The following is a 19,295-nucleotide window of genomic DNA, read 5'->3' on the forward strand; positions in this document are numbered from 1 at the left end:
GCGCGAAATGAGTTTCTTACGGGGGAAATCAGGCGCGCCGGCCAGCCAGCGCGCTCAGGCCGAGCGTCATAGCCGAAACGATGACGAGCAACGCGCTGACCGCTGCGATTTTCGGGTCGAGCTGGAAGAGCACCGCATTCCAGATGCGCACCGGCAAGGTTTGCGACGACGTGCCTGCCATGAACAGCGCAATGAGCAATTCGTCGAACGATGTCAGGAACGCGAAGATCGCGGCGGACATCACGCCGGGCGCGATCATCGGCAGCGTGATGCGGCGAAACGCGGTGATGCGGCTCGCGCCGAGACTCAGCGCGGCGTCTTCGAGGCGGCCGTCGAATGCCTGCAGCGTCGACGACAGAATGATGACCGCGATCGGCGATGACACGACCGCGTGGCCGATCACGATCGCGCCGATGTTGCCGAACACCGCGACGTCCGAGAAAAAGAAGAACATCGCGATGGCCGCGATGATGTTCGGCACGATCATCGGCAAGAGGATCAGCGCGTACACCGCGCGTTTGAGCGGAAAGCGATGCCGCACCAGCGCCAGCGACGCGAGCAGCGACATCGTCAGCGTGACCAGCGTCGACAGAAACGCGATACGCACGCTCAGCCAGATCGATGCGAGCCAGTCGGGGTCGGTCAGCACGGACACGAACCAGCGCATCGAAAGCGCCTTGGGCGGAAAGGACAGATAGCCGGCGTCGTTCAGCGCGAGCGGAAACACGAGCACGATGGGCGCGGCCATGAAGATGAGCACGGCGATCGCGAAGATCGCGAGCGGCAGGCTCGTTCCACGCGGGTTCACAGTTTTGCCTCGAAAAGCCGGTTGAGTCCGATCAAACGTTCGTACAGCGCGAACAGCACCAGTGTGCTCGCGAGCAGCACGGCGGCGAGCGCCGACGCGAAGTTCCAGTCGAAGTAGGTTTCGATCTGCGCCTCGACCACCATGGAAATCAGGCTGTCCTGCTGACTGCCCATCAGTGCGGGCGTGATGAAGTAGCCGAGCGACAGAATGAACACGAGCAGGCCGCCCGACGCGACGCCAGGCATCGACAGCGGAAAGAAGATGCGCCAGAACGCGCGCGCGCGGCCCGCGCCGAGGCTTTCAGCGGCGAGCAACAGACGCGCATCGATGGAGCGCATCACGCTGTAGAGCGCGAGCACCATGTATGGCAGCAGCATGTACGTCATGCCGATCAGCACGCCGATGCGGTTGTAGAGCAGCTTGACCGGCGCGTCGATCAGATGCAGACGGATCAGCAGATCGTTGATGATCCCGTGACTGCCGAGCAGCACCATCCACGCATACGTGCGCACCAGCACGCTCGTGAAGTAAGGAATGACGACGAGGATCATCAGAAGCGTCGCCGTGCGCTGCTTGCGCTGCGACAGGAAATAAGCGAGCGGGTAGCCGATCACGAGCGTGAGGATCGTGACAAGTGCGGCGATCACGAAGGTCGTGCGCAGCACGATCAGATATGCCGGTTCGTGCAGGATGCGCAGCATGTAGACCGACGTGAAACCGGTTTTGTCATGGATCGCGCGCACGAGCATGGCGCCGAGCGGATAAATGAAGAACACCCCGACGAACGCGATCAGCGGCAACAGGAGCCAGAAGGCGGGCGCACGCGTGCGGCGCATCGGAACGGCACTCATGCCGCCTGCTCCACCTGCGCCACGGCCGTGGGCATCAGCCATGCGCTCCGGGCGTTGGTGTGCAGCGTGACGGCGTCACCGACGACGGGCATCGACGATGCGCCCGTATTCGGCAATTGCACGACGAGCGTCTGACCGTCCGCGAGCGTGACGGTGTATTTCACCGTATGGCCGAGATACAGCGAATCGACGACCACGGCGTCGAGCTTCGCACCTTCGCTCGCGACCCGTTCGCCGCGCTTCGCCAGCACGATGCGCTCGGGACGCAGCAACGCGCTCGCACGTTCGCCCGGACGCAGCGACGGCGCGCTCGCGCCATCGAGTGCCGCGCCATTCGAAAGGCGCAACACCGCGCGCCCCGCATCCACGGATTGCACCACGCCATCCAGCAGGTTCGACTGACCGACGAACTCCGCGACCCAGCGCGTAAGCGGCCGTTCGTAGAGATCGGCGGGCGAGCCGATCTGCGCGATTGCGCCGTCGTGCATCACCGCGATGCGGTCCGATAGTGTGAGCGCTTCTTCCTGATCGTGCGTGACCAGCACCATCGTCGTGCCGAGCGACGTATGCAGCGCCTTGATCTCGTGCTGCATGCGTTCGCGCAGATTCTTGTCGAGCGCGCCGAGCGGTTCGTCGAGCAGCAACGCACGCGGATCGAAGATCAGCGCACGCGCCAGCGCGACGCGCTGCTGCTGGCCGCCCGACAATTCGCGCGGATAACGCTGGTCCTTGTCCGCGAGCTGCACCGTCTCCAGCAGTTGCGCGACTCTCGCTGCAATTTCCTTCTTGCCGAGATGGCGCATCTGCAACGGGAAGGCGAGATTCTGTGCGACCGTCAGATGCGGAAACAGCGCGTAGTTCTGGAACACCACGCCCAGATTGCGCTGCGCGGGTGCGAGCCCCGTCACCGTCTCGCCGCCGATCAGCACCTGCCCCGACGTCGGTTCGACGAAGCCCGCAAGCATCATCAGCGAAGTGGTCTTGCCCGAACCGCTCGCACCGAGCAGCGTGACGAACTCTCCCGCCTCGATCTTCAGATCCAGATCGCGCACGGCCGCCGCGCGGCCATAGGTTTTGGTGATGCCGCGCAGTTCGAGACTGGCGCCGGCGCTCATCGACTTGCTCATGCTCACCCCTGAAGCACCCACGACTGCCATTGCTGCCCCACCGACGCGAGACTGTCCGACCACCATTGCGGGTCCTGCTGGAACGATTCGGCGAAGTGCTCCCGCGAACTCGGCAGGCGCGACAGTTCCTCGGGCTTGAGCAGCGCGAGCGCTTTCTGGTTAGTCGGGCCGTATGCAAGATGGCGCGCGATTTCCGCCTGTACCGAAGGTTGCAGTGCGAAGTCCACGAACTTCTGTGCGTTCGCCGCATTCGGCGCGTTCCTGATGACGCTCAGGCACTGCGTCTGGCGCTTGGCCTCGTTCCATTCGATGGCGAGCGGCGCGCCCTTGTCGATCAGGTCCTGCGCGCGGCCGTTCCACAGTCCGCCGAGCACGGCATCCTTGCGCTCCATCAGTTGCGCGGATGCGGCGCCGGTCGTCCACCACGTCGTGATTTGCGGCTTGATACGCGAGAGCGACTTGAACGCGCGCGGAATGTCGAGCGGATAGAGCTTGTCCATCGGCACGCCGTCGGCGAGCAGCGCGAATTCGAGTTCGGCGGAGCCGGATTGCTGGTCCGCGAGTGTGCGCGCGCCGGGGAATTTTTTGACGTCCCAAAACTCGGCCCACGATTTCGGATGCGCGCCGTTCCTGAAGACTTCGGTGTTGTAGACCATCACCGTCGAGAAGAACAGGCTGCCCGCGTAGTTGGGCTTGCGCACGATCGGCTGAATGTCGTCCGGGTGCGTGAACTTCATCTTCGCGTAGTCGATGGGCGCGAGCGCGCCGATCTTGTCGAGCGCGACCTGCGCGATGTCGGTCAGATCGACCACGTCGATCGATACGCGGCCTGCCTGCACCATCGCGCGAATCTGCGCGGCGGTCGCGGGCTGCACGACCACTTCGATGCCGGTCGCGGCCGTAAACGGCTTGTGGACGGCCGCGGCCATCACATCCTGATAGGCACCGCCCAAGCCGCGTACGACGACCTTGCCGGCATCGGCTGCGCGCGCGGCCGTCGGTACGGCGAGCGGCAAAGCACTCGCGGCGGCGAGTCCGGCGCTCGTCGCCAGGAAACGGCGTCGCCCAATGTCGAGCGGATTAGCGGCGTTTGCGCCGTTTCGGTTCTTGATCGGTTTCATGGGCCGGTCTCTCTTTCGCGGATGGTCGGGCGGGTTTGACGGAATCGTTCGAAGTGGCCGCGGCTTGCGCGGACGTGCGCGTCTGACGCAGGCGATCGTCCAGTTGAGCGGCAAGCGATGGTGTGTTGCCGGGGTCGTCGCCGGCGTTCCAGTGCGACAGCAGACGCCACGCGTCATCGGAGCGCCGCAGCAGCGTGGTGGCCTTCTCGCCGTTGCGCGTCATCGTGAGCGCAACGAGCCAGTTGATGAGGCCGAGCGTGCCGGCCTGCGACCACCATCCGAACGACGTACCCTCGCGCCCGACGAGGAATGTGTCGGCAGCGATCTGCGCGAGCGGCGAGGAAGGTTTGTCGGTGATGGCGACGACATGCGCGCCGTATTCGCGCGCGATCTTCATCAGCTCGATCGTGTACGGCAGATAGCGCGCGTAGCCGATGCCGATGAGCACGTCCTCCGGCGCGACCTGGCGGATCCGGTCGGCAATATCGCCGTGGCCGATGGTCAGCGTTTCGCAGATGCCGAGCGTCTGGTTGAGATGCATCGACAGCAGCAGCGCCAGCGGATACGTGGTGCCATGCCCCGTCACCCAGATACGCCGCGCGGCGATAAGCCGGTCCGCGACACGCTCGCCGAGCGCCACGCGATTGAGTCGCGCGGTGGCGTCGAGCAGCGCGGCATCGGACGAGAACACTTCGTTTCTGAGGTCTTCGCCCGCGGCCGATCCTTCCACCGCCGCCCGCATGCCGCCCGCGCCGACGCGCTCCAGCAAACCCTCGCGTAAGGCGCTGCGCATCTGCGGAAAGCCCGGATAACCGATGGCGCGCGCGAACCGTACGACCGCCGCATCGCTCTGCCCGGTGGCGTCGCCGAGTTGGCGCGCGGTCATGAATGCCGCCTGCTCGGTGTGATCGACGATGTGCCGCGCCAGCGCCTGCTGGGCGCGGGTCAGTGAATCGAAATGCAGGCGGATCGCTTCGAAGAATGTCGCCGGCGTTACCGTGTTAATTGCCATATGTCGTGTTTGCTACAATCAATGACGTGAATGTAGTGACCGCGACAATGGCTGTCAAGCGTTCAAAAATGCGAGAGAAGCAAATGCCGGTCGGATGAGACCGGCTGACTCGGTTAGCCCGGTGCCGTCAACGAACAAAGGGGAACCATGTAACGACCGTCACGTGACGACCCGTTGCGGCCAATCGCGTGTCCAGAAAGCCAAGGACCTGTGCGGGATTAATGCAGCCATTCGGACCTGTTCAGATACGCCCAAGCGGCCCAACCCTCGATCGAATGATGTGATCTGATTCACTTGCTGGGGACCGCAACAGCGCCGATCAGGCCCTGTGTGCATACGGATCTACCGTCAAGGCTGCGATTGCCGACCAGTCGCAATCGCCCATGCCCGCGTCGACAGTTTCGGCCATTCGGCCATGTACGGCGGCGAGCATCGGCAATACCCGGCCAGCCTGTCCGGCAGCTTCGGAGGCGAGACGAAGATCCTTCAACCCAAGCGAAGCCTTGAACCCAGGTCGATACTGGTTGTGGATGATATTGCCGGAATAGGTCTGATAGGGACGACTGCCGAAGAGCGTTCCCAGGATCAACTCGAAGAATCGCTCTCGCGAAAGTCCGTTCGTCTCGGTGAGAACGACGGCTTCCGCCATCGCTTCAATCGCCATCGTGATCATCATGTTGCAGGCGATTTTCGCAGCATAGGCCGTGGGCGGCTCTTCACCCATGTCCCATACGCGTTTGCCAATGACGTCCAGCGCCGGCTTTACTTTTTCCAGCGCGGCAGGCGCGCCGGCGGCGAGAACGTTGAGTTCGCCCCTGGCAGCGACATCGGGACGCCCCAGCACCGGCGCAGCCACATAAGCGACGCCCGCCGCGCGATGAAGCCCCACCAGTTCCCGCGCGAACGCCACGGAGACTGTCGCCGCCACGACATGCACCAGGCCCGGCCGTGCCTGCAACAGGAGATTCGTATCCAGCAGGACGTTGCGGATTGCCGTGTCGTCGGACAGCATCGTCAAGGCGATGTCGGCCTGCAACGCTTGCACAGGCGTCTCGACCATGCGCACGCCTTCGACATGGCCGCCTGAACGATTCCACGCTATGACGGCATGACCGGCAGCGACCAGATTGCGGGCCATTTCCCGGCCCATTGCACCTAAACCAATTATTCCGATTTCCATTTGACTCTCCACGTGAAGTTCACAATTTCCCTTGCACCGGGTCCAATGCCTCCGTGTGTTCGATGAGCCAGTTCAACACCGGCACCAGCGCGTCATCGGAGTTCTTCTCGTAGATGAGCCCGTGGCCATTGCCGAACACACCATGGTCGGGAAGATGCAGCACTTCAGCCTGGCTACCGGCTGCCTTGAGTTGCTCGACGGCGGGTCGACTGGCAGCGGCGAAGGCCGAGGCCTCGGCAGTAACGGCGACGATCGGCAAACCGGCGAACGCAGGCAACCGGTGTGTGCCTGGCGTGGCCTCGCGCAGCGCGTCGGGCGAAGCGACGGCCGGCTCCCAGTTCAGCGGCGCCGCCGCGAGGCCCCACGTCAGCGACCCGATATTGGGAATCTCCGCGAACGGAGGGCCCATCGGCTCGACGGCGACGATCGCTTTCACCAGGCCGGGCCGACGATCGGCCACCAACCAGCCGACCGGCCCCGACGCCGAGTGCGTCAGCAGGATCGCAGGGCCAACCCTGTCCAGCAGCTTTGCGATCCGGTCTGCCTCCATGTCCTCGGAAAACGCGAGGTCCGCGGGAAGCGGGCCATAACCGGCGATAAACTCGTCCATTGCCGCTTCGTCGTCCCGGGCAAAGGGCCATTGCGTGTGCTGATCTTCGTATTCGCTCGGGAAGTAGATATGGCGGCCGTGTTCATACGAGAACGCCGGTCCCATCGGCCCCATCGTCTCGACATGGAAGGGAGACCTTCCTTGTCCCGGACGGTCGGCCACGAGAACGGCATAGCCCGCTTCCACGAGGCGCTGTGCCCAGCCCGGCCGGCCATCCGGCGTGTCGAACCACTCGGTTCCCTGATAGCCGCCTCCATGCAGGAGCAGGATCGGCCAAGGGCGAGTCACATGCTCCGGTGCTTCCCACTCGACAAAGAGCGGGCCGCATTGGCAGGTCTCTCCGTTTCGTTCGATCCGATCGCCCGGAATCCACATATGGCCGCGACGTACGGTACGCGGGGCAGCATGTTTCCAGAAGGCCAAGGCCATTCTCCTGTTTGTAGCGTGAGGGTACGTGGCGCGCGAGTCGAGCATTGACCCGCTCAGATCCGTGCAACGCGCAAGCGTTTTGGGGAAATGTCGGTGAAGGTCGCAACGTCGGCCATGACCTGCCCGGCTTCCGGAGATCCGAACGCGGCTTCGATTGCCGCCTCGTCGCGAAAAGTGCATTCGCAGATCGCAAGGGTGCCAACGTGCGTCAGCGCCGGAAAGAACGCCGCGACACGCTCAAGACCGTAGCGCCGCCATGCTTGCATCACGAGCGGCAGGTGATGTTCGACGTAGTAGCTCCGGTTAAAGCGGTCGTCCGGCGTGCCCTCATAGGTGACATACACGGTAGGTGATGCGATGCGCGACATGACGATCTCCGTTCTGCCTGGTTGTTCGATCCGCCCCACGCCGCTATGACGGATTCGAATCCGCAGCGGGTCGCGAGGACGTGACGACATACGATGGACCGAAGTCTCGCAAATTCAATTTCGTACGGCAACTCAATATAATGAACATCTTCCGTTCATTTTTGTAGGTGTGTGAGTATGGAGTGGAGCGATGTCCGGATCTTCCTCGCGATCGCGCGCACAGGGACGCTCGGTGCCGCGGCACGCGCGCTGCATCTCAGCCATCCGACTATCGGGCGACGGCTTCGCGCGCTTGAAGAGTCGATGGGACAGGTACTGTTTCAGCGAACTGCGGACGGTTTCGTTCTGACTGAGGAAGGCACCGCTATCCTGCCGCTGGCCGAGCAAATGGAAGAGAGTGCGTTGACCATGGAGCGCAGGCTGACCGGTGAGCAGCAAAAGCTGGAAGGAACGCTCAAGGTGTCGTCGGCCGACTGGTTTGGCGCCTATGTCCTGCCGCCTGTGATTGCCGAGTATTCGCGCGAATATCCGCTTGTTGAAATCGAGGTCCTGACCGGAACACGCCTGTTCAATCTCGCACAGCGTGAAGCGGACGTCGCTTTCCGCATCGTTCCATTCAACGGGCCAGATATCGTGCAGCGACGTCTGACCCAGATGCGATACGGCGTCTACGTGGCGGCCACGAGTGCCGATCCAGTGGAAGGCGATGGCACGGGGCACCGCCTGATCGCGATGGATACGTCGACCGGCAGCTTTCCGGATATCGACTGGCTAAAAAATCGCTTCCCCAACGCGGGCGTCGTATTGCAGTCGAACAACCGCAATGTCCAGGCGCAGATGTGCGGCAGAGGTTTGGGCATTGCCGTATTGCCCCGCCCTGTCGGCGATCAGCTCGCCACCATTCGCAGGCTCGATTTGAGCGATGAGCCGCCACCTCGGGACATCTGGATGGGCTACCATCGCGATCTCAGGCGCCTACATCGATTACGCGCCTTCGTGGAGCTCGCGATTAAACACGTGGGGCACTAGTGGATGGACGCGATTCGAACTGTAGCGTTTTACCAGCCAGTTGACGCCACACTTCCAGACCATTGCCTCGAGCGTTACTCTGCCCGATTACCGTAGGCTTCGGATAATTCACCCCCATGTCGCGGAACGTCCCTCGTCGAACCGATCCGGCGGCGCCTATCAGGCATTTAACAGCCTTCGACTGTCCGCTTCGATCGGCGCCGAAAGGCGGTTCATGGCCGGCTGCTGCCTGCTGGCGATCGGCCACGCGTTTCATCTTCCATTTGGCGAATCGAAAGCTCAAAACGTTATAGTGTTTCGCGCGTGCGACGCACGGTGCAACTTTGCCTTACGCGCGCATTGCCCCGCATTTCCGGACCGCATACATCCATGAAGCTTTCCCGTCGCATGTGGCTGGGCCGCAGTCTCGCCATTCCCCTGGGCTTGAGTCTGCCCCCGTTTCTTTCGCTCCGTTCCGGCATCGCCGCCGCAGCCCCGGTTCCAGCGCTCGCGATCGTCATGAATTCCGGCGAGGCGAGCGTGTCGGTTATCGATATGGCCACGCACCAGGTCGTACGCACGCTGCCGACGCTGCGGGAGCCCAGCCACTGGGCGCTGACGCCGGACCGCAGCAAGCTCTACATCGCCGATGCCAGCGGCAACGCGCTGTTTATCGTGGACCCGCGCACCGGCACCGCGATCGGCCACAAGACGATCGCCGACCCCTATCAGCTTGGTTTCAGCCCGGATCATCGCTACCTGGTCGTCAACGCGCTGCGACTGAACTATGTCGATATCTATCGCGCCGACGACCTGACGCTCGTGAAGCGGTTCGAGGTCGGCAAGATGCCGAGCCACCTCGATTTCACGCCGGATTCGCGCACGAGCTTCAGCTCGATGCAGGAGTCGGACACGCTCGTTGCCTTCGACCTCACCAACATGACGGTCCGCTGGACTTCGAAGGTCGGTGCGACACCCGCCGGCGTGCTGTACCACAACGGCAAGGTGCTGGTCTGCGTGATGGGAACCGATCACGTCGCCGAAGTCGATCCCGTGGACGGCAAGGTCCTTCGCAAGATCAGGACCGGCGTGGGCCCGCACAATATCTTCCTCACGCCGGACGGCAAGACGCTGTACGTGAGCAACCGCATCGGCGGCTCGCTCGTCGCGCTCGATCCCGACACGTACGAGCTGCGCCGCACCTATCCTTTTCGCGGTGCGGGTCCCGACGACATCAGCGTCGCGCCGGACGGCAAGCTGTGGGTCACGTTGCGTTTCCGGGAGCAGGTTGCGGTGCTCGATCCGCTCAGTGGCAACTACGAGACGATCGAGGTGGGCCGCTCGCCGCACGGGATTTTCCTCACGACCGAACTGAACCGTTCCGGCCTCGTCACGGCCGAAACCCTGTAACAGGCCCACCATGCTGACCTTCATCGACAGGTTCTTCAACATGCTGGCCGGCGAGATCGACCAGTACCTCGTGCTGCCGTTGCTCTATCACTTCGGCTGGATGCAGTGGGAAGAGCTCTCGTTCGACTGGGCGCTCATCTGCGTGTACGGCTTTTTCGCTGTTATCGCCACGTATGCCGTGTGCTGGCCGCTCGAAGCCTTCTTTCCGATCGAGCGCTGGAAAGACCGCAAGGCAGTGCTGACCGATGCGTTCTATACGGTCCTCAACCGGGTCGGAGTGCTGCCGGTCTTCAGCTTCCTTCTGTTCTACCAGGTGCAGGTGTGGGTCAACGGCTTCGTCGTGAGTCAGGGCTACATTCCGCCGACGCTCGAAACGATCTTTCCGCCGTTGTTCGGGCACCCGATCGTCACGTTCGTGTGCTATGCGCTGATCCTCGATTGCGCGGACTATTGGCGACATCGACTGTCCCACTCGTTCCGCAGCTGGTATGCGCTGCACGCACTGCATCACGCGCAGCGGCAGATGAGCTTCTGGTCCGATGACCGGAATCACCTGCTCGATGACCTCGTCGCCGGTCTGTGGTTCGGCATTGTCGGCCTTGCGATCGGCGTTCCGCCGCTGCAGTTCCCGCTGCTCTTCCTGTTCATGCGTTTTATCGAGAGCCTCAGCCACGCGAACATCAGGCTCTCGTTCGGCTGGCTTGGCGACAGGCTGCTGGTGTCGCCGCGTTTTCACCGGCTGCATCACGGCTTGCGCGCGGCCGGTCGCAACTCGTGCAATTACGGTGCGGTCTTTCCGTTCTGGGACATGCTGTTCGGCACGGCGGACTTCTCGAACGAGTATCTACCGACCGGTGACAGGCGCGCACCGGAATCGATGGCCACGGGCGGCTACCTCGAGCAGCAGTTGGGCGGCCTGCAATTCTTCATGAAAGAATTCAGGGCTGCCTCGCGCAAAGCGCACCGAAGTTCGTGAAGCAGGAGCCCGAAAATTTGCTGCACATGTTGGTGCCACCGCGCTCGCAGCACCCATTCGAAAAGGGGCAACTATCCCGTTCCTTTGATTTCCAGAACTGAGCGATGTTGCGTCGAACGCGGAGTTGGCTTTTGAGATGCATGTTGCACCAGCGTATCTGGTCGCACCTTCAAAAGGCCATCGGATTTGCGATTGTCATCGCAGGCTTCGCGGTGATCGCCGTATACCTGCTGAGACGCTTCTCTGCCGCTTAGCCCCCACCCGTTGGCGCCGAATGCGTTGTACGGCGGAGTGATCGCTATCTGCAATTAATCGTGACGTGTGACAGTGTTATATCAAGCGCCGTGTCATGGAGGTTGGCATGAATACCGCGACCAACAGGAGCACGCTGACCGATCGTGCCACGATCGCGATTCGCGACGTGCTCGCCGGCAACCGGCGCGGCGCACGCTCGCTCGTGCTGTTTGCGGGGCCGGCAGTCATCGCCTCGATTGCCTACATGGATCCAGGCAATTTCGCGACCAACATCCAGGCAGGGGCCCAGTTCGGCTACTCGTTGCTATGGGTGGTGTTGATGGCCAATCTGGTCGCCATGCTGTTTCAGGCGTTGTCCGCCAAACTGGGCATTGTGACGGGCCGCAATCTCGCCGAATTGTGCCGTGAGCAGTTTCCCCGCCCCGCGGTGTACGTGATGTGGGGTGTCAGCGAGGTGGCGGCAATGGCCACCGATCTCGCCGAATTCCTCGGCGGTGCGATCGCCCTTGCGCTGCTTTTCAGGCTGCCGCTGACGGTTGGCATGGCCATCACCGCCATCGTGACCTACGGCATCCTGCTGTTTGAAAAGAATGGCTTCCGGCCGATGGAAATTGTCATCGGCGCACTCGTCGGTGTGATCGGTCTGAGTTACCTCGCGGAGATGTTCATTGCACCTGTTGCGTGGAGCCAGGTGGCCCTGCACTCGATCGTGCCTGCCATGCCTGGTGCGGCGGCACTGACCATTTCGGTCGGCATCGTTGGGGCGACGGTGATGCCGCACGCGATCTACCTCCATTCAGGCCTCACCCAAGGCCGGATAGTCGGGCGCAACGTGCGCGAGCGCCGACTGCTGCTGCGCTTTTCCAATCGTGAAGTCATGCTCGCCCTTTCTCTTGCCGGCCTTGTCAACATGGCGATGGTGATCATGGCGAGCTCTGCGTTCCATGCAGGTCATAGCGACATCGCGGAAATCGAAACTGCGTATCACACGCTTACCCCTTTGCTCGGTGCGGGCGCAGCGGCCATTTTCCTGATTTCCCTGATCTGTTCCGGCGTCTCCAGTTCGGTCGTGGGAACGATGGCAGGCCAGATGATCATGCAGGGCTTCGTTGGTTTTCGTATCCCGGTCTGGCTGCGACGGCTCGTCACGATGGTGCCCGCGTTCATTGTCGTGGCGCTCGGGGTGAATGCTACGCAGGCGCTGGTGATCAGTCAGGTCGTCCTGTCGTTCGCGCTGCCCATTCCGATGGTGGCGCTGGTGATCTTCACGCGCCGCCGGGACATCATGGGCGAATTCGTCAACAGTCGGCTTACCGATATCGCCGCGATTGCCGCGACCGCCATCATCCTCGCATTGAATGTCGTTCTGCTGCTTCAGACGTTCGGCGTCGCCATTCCAGGCATGGCAGGCTGATCTGCGGCGCGCCGGCAGAAGCAAGGCGTGGCCGATATAAAGGTCAAGCAGTCGCCCAATACAGCCGCTTACGAGCAACGAGTCCCGCAATCCACTCTGACAGGAAGCGCACCCGGCAACGTGGGCTCGCAACCGTCGTCTTCATCCGCTGATCCGGCGCACCAGCGTACAGAAATATTCCGCCGCCGGCGTCAACGGCAGGCCGATGCGCTGCACGATGCATACCGGCGGCGCCGGCAACGCCTCGACGACCCTGATCTCCTGAAACGCCTCGCTCAGGAGCGGATACTGAATCCACTGGACCGGCAGCATCATCAGCAAATCCGAGTTCGCGAGCGTGGTCATGAACGTGAGCGCGGATTGCGCGCGCATCGCCAGACGCGGCGCGGGCAGCCCGTGTTTCTCGAACAATGGACCGAGTTCTTCTTCCGCCCTGTGCGTGATCGACGTCGTGATCCATTCCGCCTCGACGAGATCGCGCAGCGACGTTGCCTTCGCGAGCGGATGCCCTTTCCGGCCGAGAATCACGCGTGTGTTGTCGAACAGCTTCTCTATCCGCAGCTCGGTCGGCACCGCCGATGGCGCGGGGCCGATGTAACAGTCCACGGTGCCGTCCAGCAGAGACGCCTCGACAAGCGGATACACGCCATCGATGATTTCCAGATGGATGTTCGGATAGCGCGCGCGAAACGGCTGGAGCACCCGCGGTAACAATCCGAGATGCGGCGCCGTCGACATGCACAGCGTGACACGCCCATGCGTCTCGCCCCGCAGTTGCCCGATCTCGTCCTTCGCGCGCTCGAGCTCGTTGCGCACCGCGTTCGCCCGCCGCAGGAACGCCGTGCCGACCGGCGTCAACCGTACGCCTTTTGCGTGCCGCTCGAACAGCGTGACGCCGAGTTCCTTCTCCAGATCACGGATGCTCCGGGATAGCGCCGGTTGGGGCTGCCCCAGATAGCGCGCCGCCGCCCGCAAGCCGCCTCGCTCGACCACCGTGACGAAGTCCCGCAACGCATTCAGCTTCATCGCGTTCCTGATTCATTTTCTGTATCACTTGGTGAATTTTGCCATCTTTCTGAATCACGCGGCTATTTATAAGATTCCTGCCATCCCGAACCGCAATGCGGTACAGAACGACAGGAGACAACATCGTGCAAAAGCGCGCAGCACCCCGCGTACTGATCGTCGGCGCCGGCCCCGCCGGCCTCGCGCTGGCCATCGAGCTCGGTCATCGAGGCATTCCCTGCCTGCTCATCGAACGAAACGATCGCGTCGGCTACGCGCCGCGCGCGAAGACCACCAACGTTCGCACCAGAGAGCACCTGCGCCGCTGGGGCATCGCCGATCGCCTGCGCGCCGCGTCGCCGCTCGGCGTCGACTATCCATCGAACGTGGTGTTCTGCACGCGGCTCGCGGGCTTCGAGCTCGCGCGGCATGAAAATGCGATGTACTGCGCGCCCGGCCGTAATCCGCTCTATTCCGAGCACGCGCAATGGATTCCCCAGTACACGGTCGAGGAAACGCTGCGGGCGCATGCGCAATCGTTGCCGGACGTCGAGATCCGTTTTCGCTGCGAGCTTCGCGGATTCGAGCAGGACAGCAACAGGGTCAGCGCAACGCTGCACGATCTCGAACACCGAAACGACATCGTCGTCGACGTGGACTATCTGGTCGGCGCCGATGGCGCGCGCAGTCTCGTGCGGGATCTGATCGGCACGCGCATGGAAGGCGAGTACGGTCTGTCGAAGAACTACAACATCGTGTTTCGCGCGCCGGGGCTCGCCGCCGCGCATCGGCTCGGGCCGGCGATCATGTACTGGCAGATCAACCGCGACGCACCGAGCCTCATCGGCCCGATGGACAGCGACGACAGATGGTTCTTCATGCCGACCCACGTGGAGCATGGCGTGCGCATCGGCGACATCGACGCGCGCGCGATGATCGGCGCGGCCACCGGCATCGATCTCCCGTACGAGGTCCTCAGCAGCGACGAATGGGTCGCGAGCAAGCTGCTCGGCGATCGATACCGCAAGGGGCGGGTCTTCCTCGCCGGCGACGCGTGTCATCTTCATCCGCCGTTCGGTGGCTACGGGATGAACATGGGTGTCGCCGACAGCGTCGATCTCGGCTGGAAGCTGGCCGCGACGCTGCGCGGCTGGGGCGGTCCCGCGCTGCTCGACAGCTACGAGGCGGAACGGCACCCGGTGCACCAGTGGGTGCTGGACGAGGCCGTCGTCAACCACGCGACGCTCGGCAATCAGTTGCTCGCGGACGATATCGAAGCGCCGGGCGAGACGGGTGAACGCGTGCGCCGCGAAATCGGCAGCCGGATTCAGGCAGCCAAGATGCGCGAATTCGCGACGTTGGGCGTCGTGCTCGGCTATCGATACGACGATTCTCCGATCGTCGCGCCGGACGGCAGCCCCGCGCAGGAAAAGGACTTCATCAATTACGTGCCGTCGTCGCGCCCCGGCGCGCTGGCGCCCCACGCATGGCTGCACGACGGCAGTTCACTGTACGACCACTTCGGCAGCGGCTTCACGCTGCTCGCATCCACCGCCGCGACCGCGCGGGAAATCGAATCGGCAATGAGCGATGCCGCCGCCAGCGGGATGCCGATGAAAGTGATCCAGCCGGGCGAAGGCGGCGTGGCGAATCTGTACCCCACCCGCTTCACGCTGATCCGCCCGGATCAACACGTCGCGTGGCGTGGCGACGGCTGGCCGGGCGCCGCGGTGGTTCGCACGGTAACCGGTTTCTCCGCGCGTTGATACAGGAGTCAATCCGATGAACCCGCAATCAGGACGGCGCCCGCATACCGTCGGCGTTCACTCCGTTCACGAATTCGTCTTCTCGGTGCCCGATCTCGACGAAGCCGAACGTTTCTATACGGCGTTCGGCCTGGACGTGTGCCGGCACGACGATCGTATCGATCTGTTTACCGCCGGCCATCCGCACCGATGGGCATCGATCTACCGCGACGGCGAACGAAAACAGCTCGAGTACGTGAGCTTCGGGATCTTCGCGGAAGATCTCGACGCGATGCGATCGCGCGTCGCGCGCGACGGTGTCGAATGCGCGCCGCATCCGCTGTCGGACGGCGCGGGGCTCTGGCTGCGCAACCCGGACGGCACGTCGGTTCAACTGCGGGTCAGCCCGAAGGTGTCGCCCGACGAAAAGGCCACGCCGTCGCCCGCGCAGCCGGCCGCCCCCGGACAAGGCGCGGCGCCGTCGCGCAGCCGCGTCGTGAAAGTGCGTCCGCGCCGTCTGTCTCATGTGCTTTTTTTCAGCCCGGACGTACTGCGCATGGTGCGCTTCTGCGAAGACGTGCTCGGCCTGCGCCTGTCGGACCGCTCGGGCGATGTGGTCGCATTTCTGCACGGCCCGCACGGCTCCGATCATCATCTCGTCGCGTTCGCGAAATCGAGCGGCCCCGGACTGCATCACTCGGCCTGGGACGTCGGCAGTGTCGACGAGGTCGGATGCGGTGCCGAGCAGATGCGCAACGCGGGCTTCCGGGAAGGCTGGGGCGTCGGCCGGCACGTGCTCGGTTCGAACTATTTCCATTACGTGCGCGACCCGTGGGGCAGCTTCGCCGAGTACTCGTTCGACATCGACTACGTGCCGAGCGAGGTCGACTGGCCGTCCGCGGACCATGCGCCCGAGGACTCGCTCCATGTGTGGGGGCCCGAAGTGCCCGAATTCTTTTTCATCAATTTTGAGCAGGCGTCGGCCTGAAGGAGACAACGTGAGATTCATCGCATTCGTTAGCAACAATGGGCAGCCTGCGATCGGCGCACGTATCGATGCGGACAATCTGGTCGATCTGACCGCGGCGGCCCTGCCCGCTTCGCTCGACGAGCTGCTGCGCATGGGGGATGCCGGCATGCATGCGGCACGCGAGGCTCTGGACCGCCGCGGCGTCGTGGTGCCGCTGCGGGGTTTGCGCTATCTGCCGCCGGTGCGGCAACCGTCGAAAGCGTTGGCCATCGGCCTCAACTACGTCGATCACGCGGCCGAAAGCAGCTTCGCGCCGCCCAAGGATCCGGTGATCTTCAGTCGCTATCCGTCGTCATGGGTCGCGCACGGGCAGCCGATCGTGCGTCCGCGCGTGTCGACGCAATTCGACTACGAAGCGGAACTGGTGGCCGTGATCGGCAAGGCCGGCCGCTACATTCCGAAGGCATCCGCGCTCGACTATGTAGCCGGCTATTCGGTGTTCAACGAAGGCTCGATTCGCGATTACCAGTTGCGCACCAACCAGTGGACGATCGGCAAGAACTTCGACGCGAGCGGCGCGTTCGGCCCGGAGTTCGTCACCGCGGATGAGCTGCCGGCGGGCGCGAAGGGTCTGCGGATCCAGTGCCGCCTGAACGGCGCGACGATGCAGGACGCGAATACCGAGGACATGATCTTCGACGTCGCGACGCTGGTCAGCGCATGCTCGGAAGCGCTCGAGTTGCAGCCGGGCGACATCATCATCACGGGCACGCCATCGGGTGTCGGTCTGGCCCGCAACCCGCAAGTCTGGATGAAGCCGGGCGATGTCTGCGAAATCGAGATCGAAGGCATCGGTCTGCTGCGCAACACCGTGATCGACGAGGCGTGAAGCAACCGCGACCGACCACACAATATATATCGGAGGAGACGACGTCATGAACCAGAATTCGGTGCATGCGGATGCCGAGCGGGCGATCGCCGGTTTTCGCAATCGTGTGCTGCCCCTGCTGTTCGCGGGGTATGTGCTCAATTTTCTCGACCGCACCAACATCAGCTATGCGCAGTTGCAAATGGGCACGGATCTCGGGATCTCGCTGGAGGCATACGGCCTCGGTGCCGGCCTGTTCTTCCTCGGCTATGCCGGTTCGTGCGTGCCGGCCAATCTCGCACTGAAGCGGATCGGCGTACGGCCCTGGCTGGCGTTCGTATTCATCGCCTGGGGGATCGTATCGTGTCTGATGGCCACGCTGCAGGGTGAGAAGTCGTTCTACGTGCTGCGCTTTCTGCTCGGCATGATCGAAGGCGGTTTCATCCCCGCCGTCAACTTCTACTTCGCAAGCTGGATCCCGCCGCGCTTTCGCAGCCGGATCAACGCGGTGTTCATCATGGCGATCCCGTTCGCGATGATCTTCGGCGGTCCGCTCGCGGGTGCGTTGCTGGGCATCGACGCGTGGATGCCGGGCTGGCGCTGGCTGTTCCTGATCGAAGGATTGCCGACGGTCGTTCTCGGTCTGTGTGTGTTGCGCTTCCTGCCGGCGACGCCGGATGACGCGCACTGGCTCACCGAACAGCAACGTCGTTCGCTGCTTGCGGTGATGAACGACGAGACCGCGGATGCCTCGCCTTCGTCTTCGTCCGAGACCCGCGCATCGGGGTTCGCCGTGTTCCGCGAGCCGTTGCTGTGGGGACAGCTCGTCGCGCTGCTGATCGCCTACGCGGCGACTTTCGCGCTGGCCTATTTTCTGCCGACGATCCTGAAGAATCTGTATCACATCACGCCGCTGCAGATCGGCACGCTGCTGATTATTCCGAACGTGGTGGCGTTGACGTTCAGCTATCTGATCGGGCGCAGCAGCGAGCGCTGGAACGACATTCGCTGGCACCTCACGACGGTGTGCGTCATCGGCAGCGTCGGGTTCTTCCTGCTTCCGACCGCGGCCGAGGTGTCGCTCGGCGCGTTCATCGCGACCGTGTCGATCATCACGGGCTATACGATCGCGTACTACGGCCCCCTCAATACGTCTATCCAGAACACCATCGGCGCGCATGCCGGACCGCTCGCGCTCGTGACGACCATTGGCTCGATCGGCGGATTCTTCGGACCGACGCTGACGGGCTGGGTGATGCAGGCCACCGGCGGTCAATGGAGCATCGCGGCGCGCGTGTTCGCGATGGCAACGCTGGCAAGTGCCGGGCTCGCGATCGTCTGCGTGCGTCACCAGCATGGTGCCGAGAAAAATCTGGCCCGGTCTCGCGCATGACCGGGCCGTTACCGACATATCGGGAGGCTGACATGAACCATACGGAAGAACGGACCGCCGTTGTCACGGGCGGAGCAAGCGGCATCGGACAGGAGTGCGTGAGCCAATTGCGCGCGGCAGGCTGGCGTGTCGTGGTCTGGGATCGTAGCGGGCAGGACGGCGGCGTAGCCGTGAACGTCGCGGACTACACGACCGTCGCCGCCGCCGCGAAGCAGTTGGACGGGGTCGACCTGCTGATCAATGCCGCCGGCATCGCGGGTGGCCGCGAGCCGGTGGCCGACAAGGATCCCGCCGAATGGGACAACGTGCTGGCGGTGAATCTCAACGGCACCTTCTACTGTTCGCACGCACTGTACCCGCAGTTGTGCAGGAGGCACGGCGTTATCGTCAACGTCGCATCCGTCGCCGGCATGGTGATGATGAAGGGGCGTGCGCACTATGCGGTTTCGAAGGCGGCCGTCGCGACGCTGACGCGCTCGCTCGCGAACGAGTGGGTGTCGGACGGCATTCGCGTGATCGCGGTCGCACCCGGTTACGTGAAGACGCCGCTGATTCAGCGCTCGATCGATGCGGGCGAGCTCAGCGAAGAGAAACTTGCAGCCATGCATCCGATGAACCGCCTGGCTTCAACGCAGGAAATCGCCGCTGCGATGATCGCGCTCGCGCAACCGCCGTTCCAGTTCATGACCGGCGAGATCGTGACGATCGATGGGGGGATGACGCTTGGAAAATAGGGGGCTACGTT

At 63.3% G+C, this 19,295-nt stretch carries 18 protein-coding genes; 9 read left to right on the forward strand and 9 right to left on the reverse strand.

What is annotated here, in order from left to right; genetic code table 11:
• Positions 1–28: 28 nt before the first annotated feature.
• From QM685_RS10710 to QM685_RS10745, 8 genes are all read right to left on the reverse strand, one after another.
• On the reverse strand, positions 29–808 hold the full coding sequence (locus QM685_RS10710; RefSeq protein WP_415115559.1) for an ABC transporter permease: 780 nt from the start codon (positions 806–808) through the stop codon (positions 29–31).
• Positions 805–1,659, reverse strand: coding sequence for an ABC transporter permease (locus QM685_RS10715; RefSeq protein ID WP_415115561.1), 855 nt, complete (start codon positions 1,657–1,659; stop codon positions 805–807). Before QM685_RS10715 ends, QM685_RS10710 begins: the two co-directional genes overlap by 4 nt.
• Positions 1,656–2,786: an ABC transporter ATP-binding protein gene (locus QM685_RS10720; RefSeq protein ID WP_415115563.1), complete on the reverse strand. Its 1,131-nt coding sequence runs from the start codon at positions 2,784–2,786 to the stop codon at positions 1,656–1,658. The genes QM685_RS10715 and QM685_RS10720 overlap by 4 nt, the downstream gene beginning before the upstream one ends.
• A 2-nt stretch (positions 2,787–2,788) precedes the next feature.
• Positions 2,789–3,907 (reverse strand): ABC transporter substrate-binding protein, encoded by a 1,119-nt coding sequence (locus QM685_RS10725; RefSeq protein ID WP_415115565.1) that lies wholly within the window; start codon positions 3,905–3,907, stop codon positions 2,789–2,791.
• Positions 3,867–4,919: a MurR/RpiR family transcriptional regulator gene (locus QM685_RS10730; protein WP_415115567.1), complete on the reverse strand. Its 1,053-nt coding sequence runs from the start codon at positions 4,917–4,919 to the stop codon at positions 3,867–3,869. The genes QM685_RS10725 and QM685_RS10730 overlap by 41 nt, the downstream gene beginning before the upstream one ends.
• Before the next feature lie 319 nt (positions 4,920–5,238).
• Positions 5,239–6,111, reverse strand: a complete 873-nt coding sequence (locus QM685_RS10735; protein ID WP_415115569.1) for an NAD(P)-dependent oxidoreductase — start codon at positions 6,109–6,111, stop codon at positions 5,239–5,241.
• A 7-nt stretch (positions 6,112–6,118) separates the two neighbouring features.
• Positions 6,119–7,132, reverse strand: coding sequence for an alpha/beta fold hydrolase (locus QM685_RS10740; RefSeq protein ID WP_415115571.1), 1,014 nt, complete (start codon positions 7,130–7,132; stop codon positions 6,119–6,121).
• Positions 7,133–7,191: 59 nt separating this feature from the next.
• Positions 7,192–7,506, reverse strand: coding sequence for an EthD family reductase (locus QM685_RS10745; protein WP_415115573.1), 315 nt, complete (start codon positions 7,504–7,506; stop codon positions 7,192–7,194).
• A 177-nt stretch (positions 7,507–7,683) separates the two neighbouring features.
• Between QM685_RS10745 and QM685_RS10750 the strand changes: the two genes are divergently transcribed.
• From QM685_RS10750 to QM685_RS10765, 4 genes are all read left to right on the forward strand, one after another.
• Positions 7,684–8,535, forward strand: coding sequence for a LysR family transcriptional regulator (locus tag QM685_RS10750; RefSeq protein WP_415115575.1), 852 nt, complete (start codon positions 7,684–7,686; stop codon positions 8,533–8,535).
• Positions 8,536–8,904: 369 nt separating this feature from the next.
• Positions 8,905–9,924, forward strand: coding sequence for a beta-propeller fold lactonase family protein (locus QM685_RS10755; RefSeq protein ID WP_415115577.1), 1,020 nt, complete (start codon positions 8,905–8,907; stop codon positions 9,922–9,924).
• A 10-nt stretch (positions 9,925–9,934) separates the two neighbouring features.
• Positions 9,935–10,900 (forward strand): sterol desaturase family protein, encoded by a 966-nt coding sequence (locus tag QM685_RS10760; protein ID WP_415115579.1) that lies wholly within the window; start codon positions 9,935–9,937, stop codon positions 10,898–10,900.
• A 361-nt stretch (positions 10,901–11,261) separates the two neighbouring features.
• Positions 11,262–12,569, forward strand: a complete 1,308-nt coding sequence (locus tag QM685_RS10765; RefSeq protein WP_415115581.1) for an Nramp family divalent metal transporter — start codon at positions 11,262–11,264, stop codon at positions 12,567–12,569.
• 141 nt (positions 12,570–12,710) lie between these two features.
• On the opposite strand, the gene QM685_RS10770 is transcribed toward QM685_RS10765, so the two are convergent.
• Positions 12,711–13,595, reverse strand: a complete 885-nt coding sequence (locus QM685_RS10770; RefSeq protein ID WP_415115583.1) for a LysR substrate-binding domain-containing protein — start codon at positions 13,593–13,595, stop codon at positions 12,711–12,713.
• A gap of 125 nt (positions 13,596–13,720) precedes the next feature.
• On the opposite strand from QM685_RS10770, the gene QM685_RS10775 reads away from it, so the two are divergent.
• The 5 genes from QM685_RS10775 to QM685_RS10795 are packed head-to-tail and all read left to right on the forward strand — an operon-like array spanning position 13,721 to position 19,284.
• Positions 13,721–15,340 carry an FAD-dependent monooxygenase gene (locus tag QM685_RS10775; RefSeq protein ID WP_415115585.1) on the forward strand — a complete coding sequence of 540 codons (1,620 nt, stop codon included), beginning with the start codon at positions 13,721–13,723 and terminating at the stop codon, positions 15,338–15,340.
• Positions 15,341–15,356: 16 nt separating this feature from the next.
• A complete protein-coding gene (locus QM685_RS10780; protein ID WP_415115587.1) occupies positions 15,357–16,307 on the forward strand; it encodes a VOC family protein in 951 nt (316 codons plus the stop codon).
• Between the two features lie 10 nt (positions 16,308–16,317).
• Complete coding sequence (locus QM685_RS10785) at positions 16,318–17,178, forward strand: fumarylacetoacetate hydrolase family protein (protein ID WP_415115588.1); 861 nt, start codon at positions 16,318–16,320, stop codon at positions 17,176–17,178.
• Between the two features lie 46 nt (positions 17,179–17,224).
• A complete protein-coding gene (locus tag QM685_RS10790) occupies positions 17,225–18,550 on the forward strand; it encodes an MFS transporter (protein WP_415115590.1) in 1,326 nt (441 codons plus the stop codon).
• A 32-nt stretch (positions 18,551–18,582) separates the two neighbouring features.
• Complete coding sequence (locus QM685_RS10795; protein WP_415115592.1) at positions 18,583–19,284, forward strand: SDR family NAD(P)-dependent oxidoreductase; 702 nt, start codon at positions 18,583–18,585, stop codon at positions 19,282–19,284.
• Positions 19,285–19,295: the final 11 nt, after the last annotated feature.

This window comes from Paraburkholderia sp. (assembly GCF_047605525.1).
GTDB lineage: Bacteria > Pseudomonadota > Gammaproteobacteria > Burkholderiales > Burkholderiaceae > Paraburkholderia.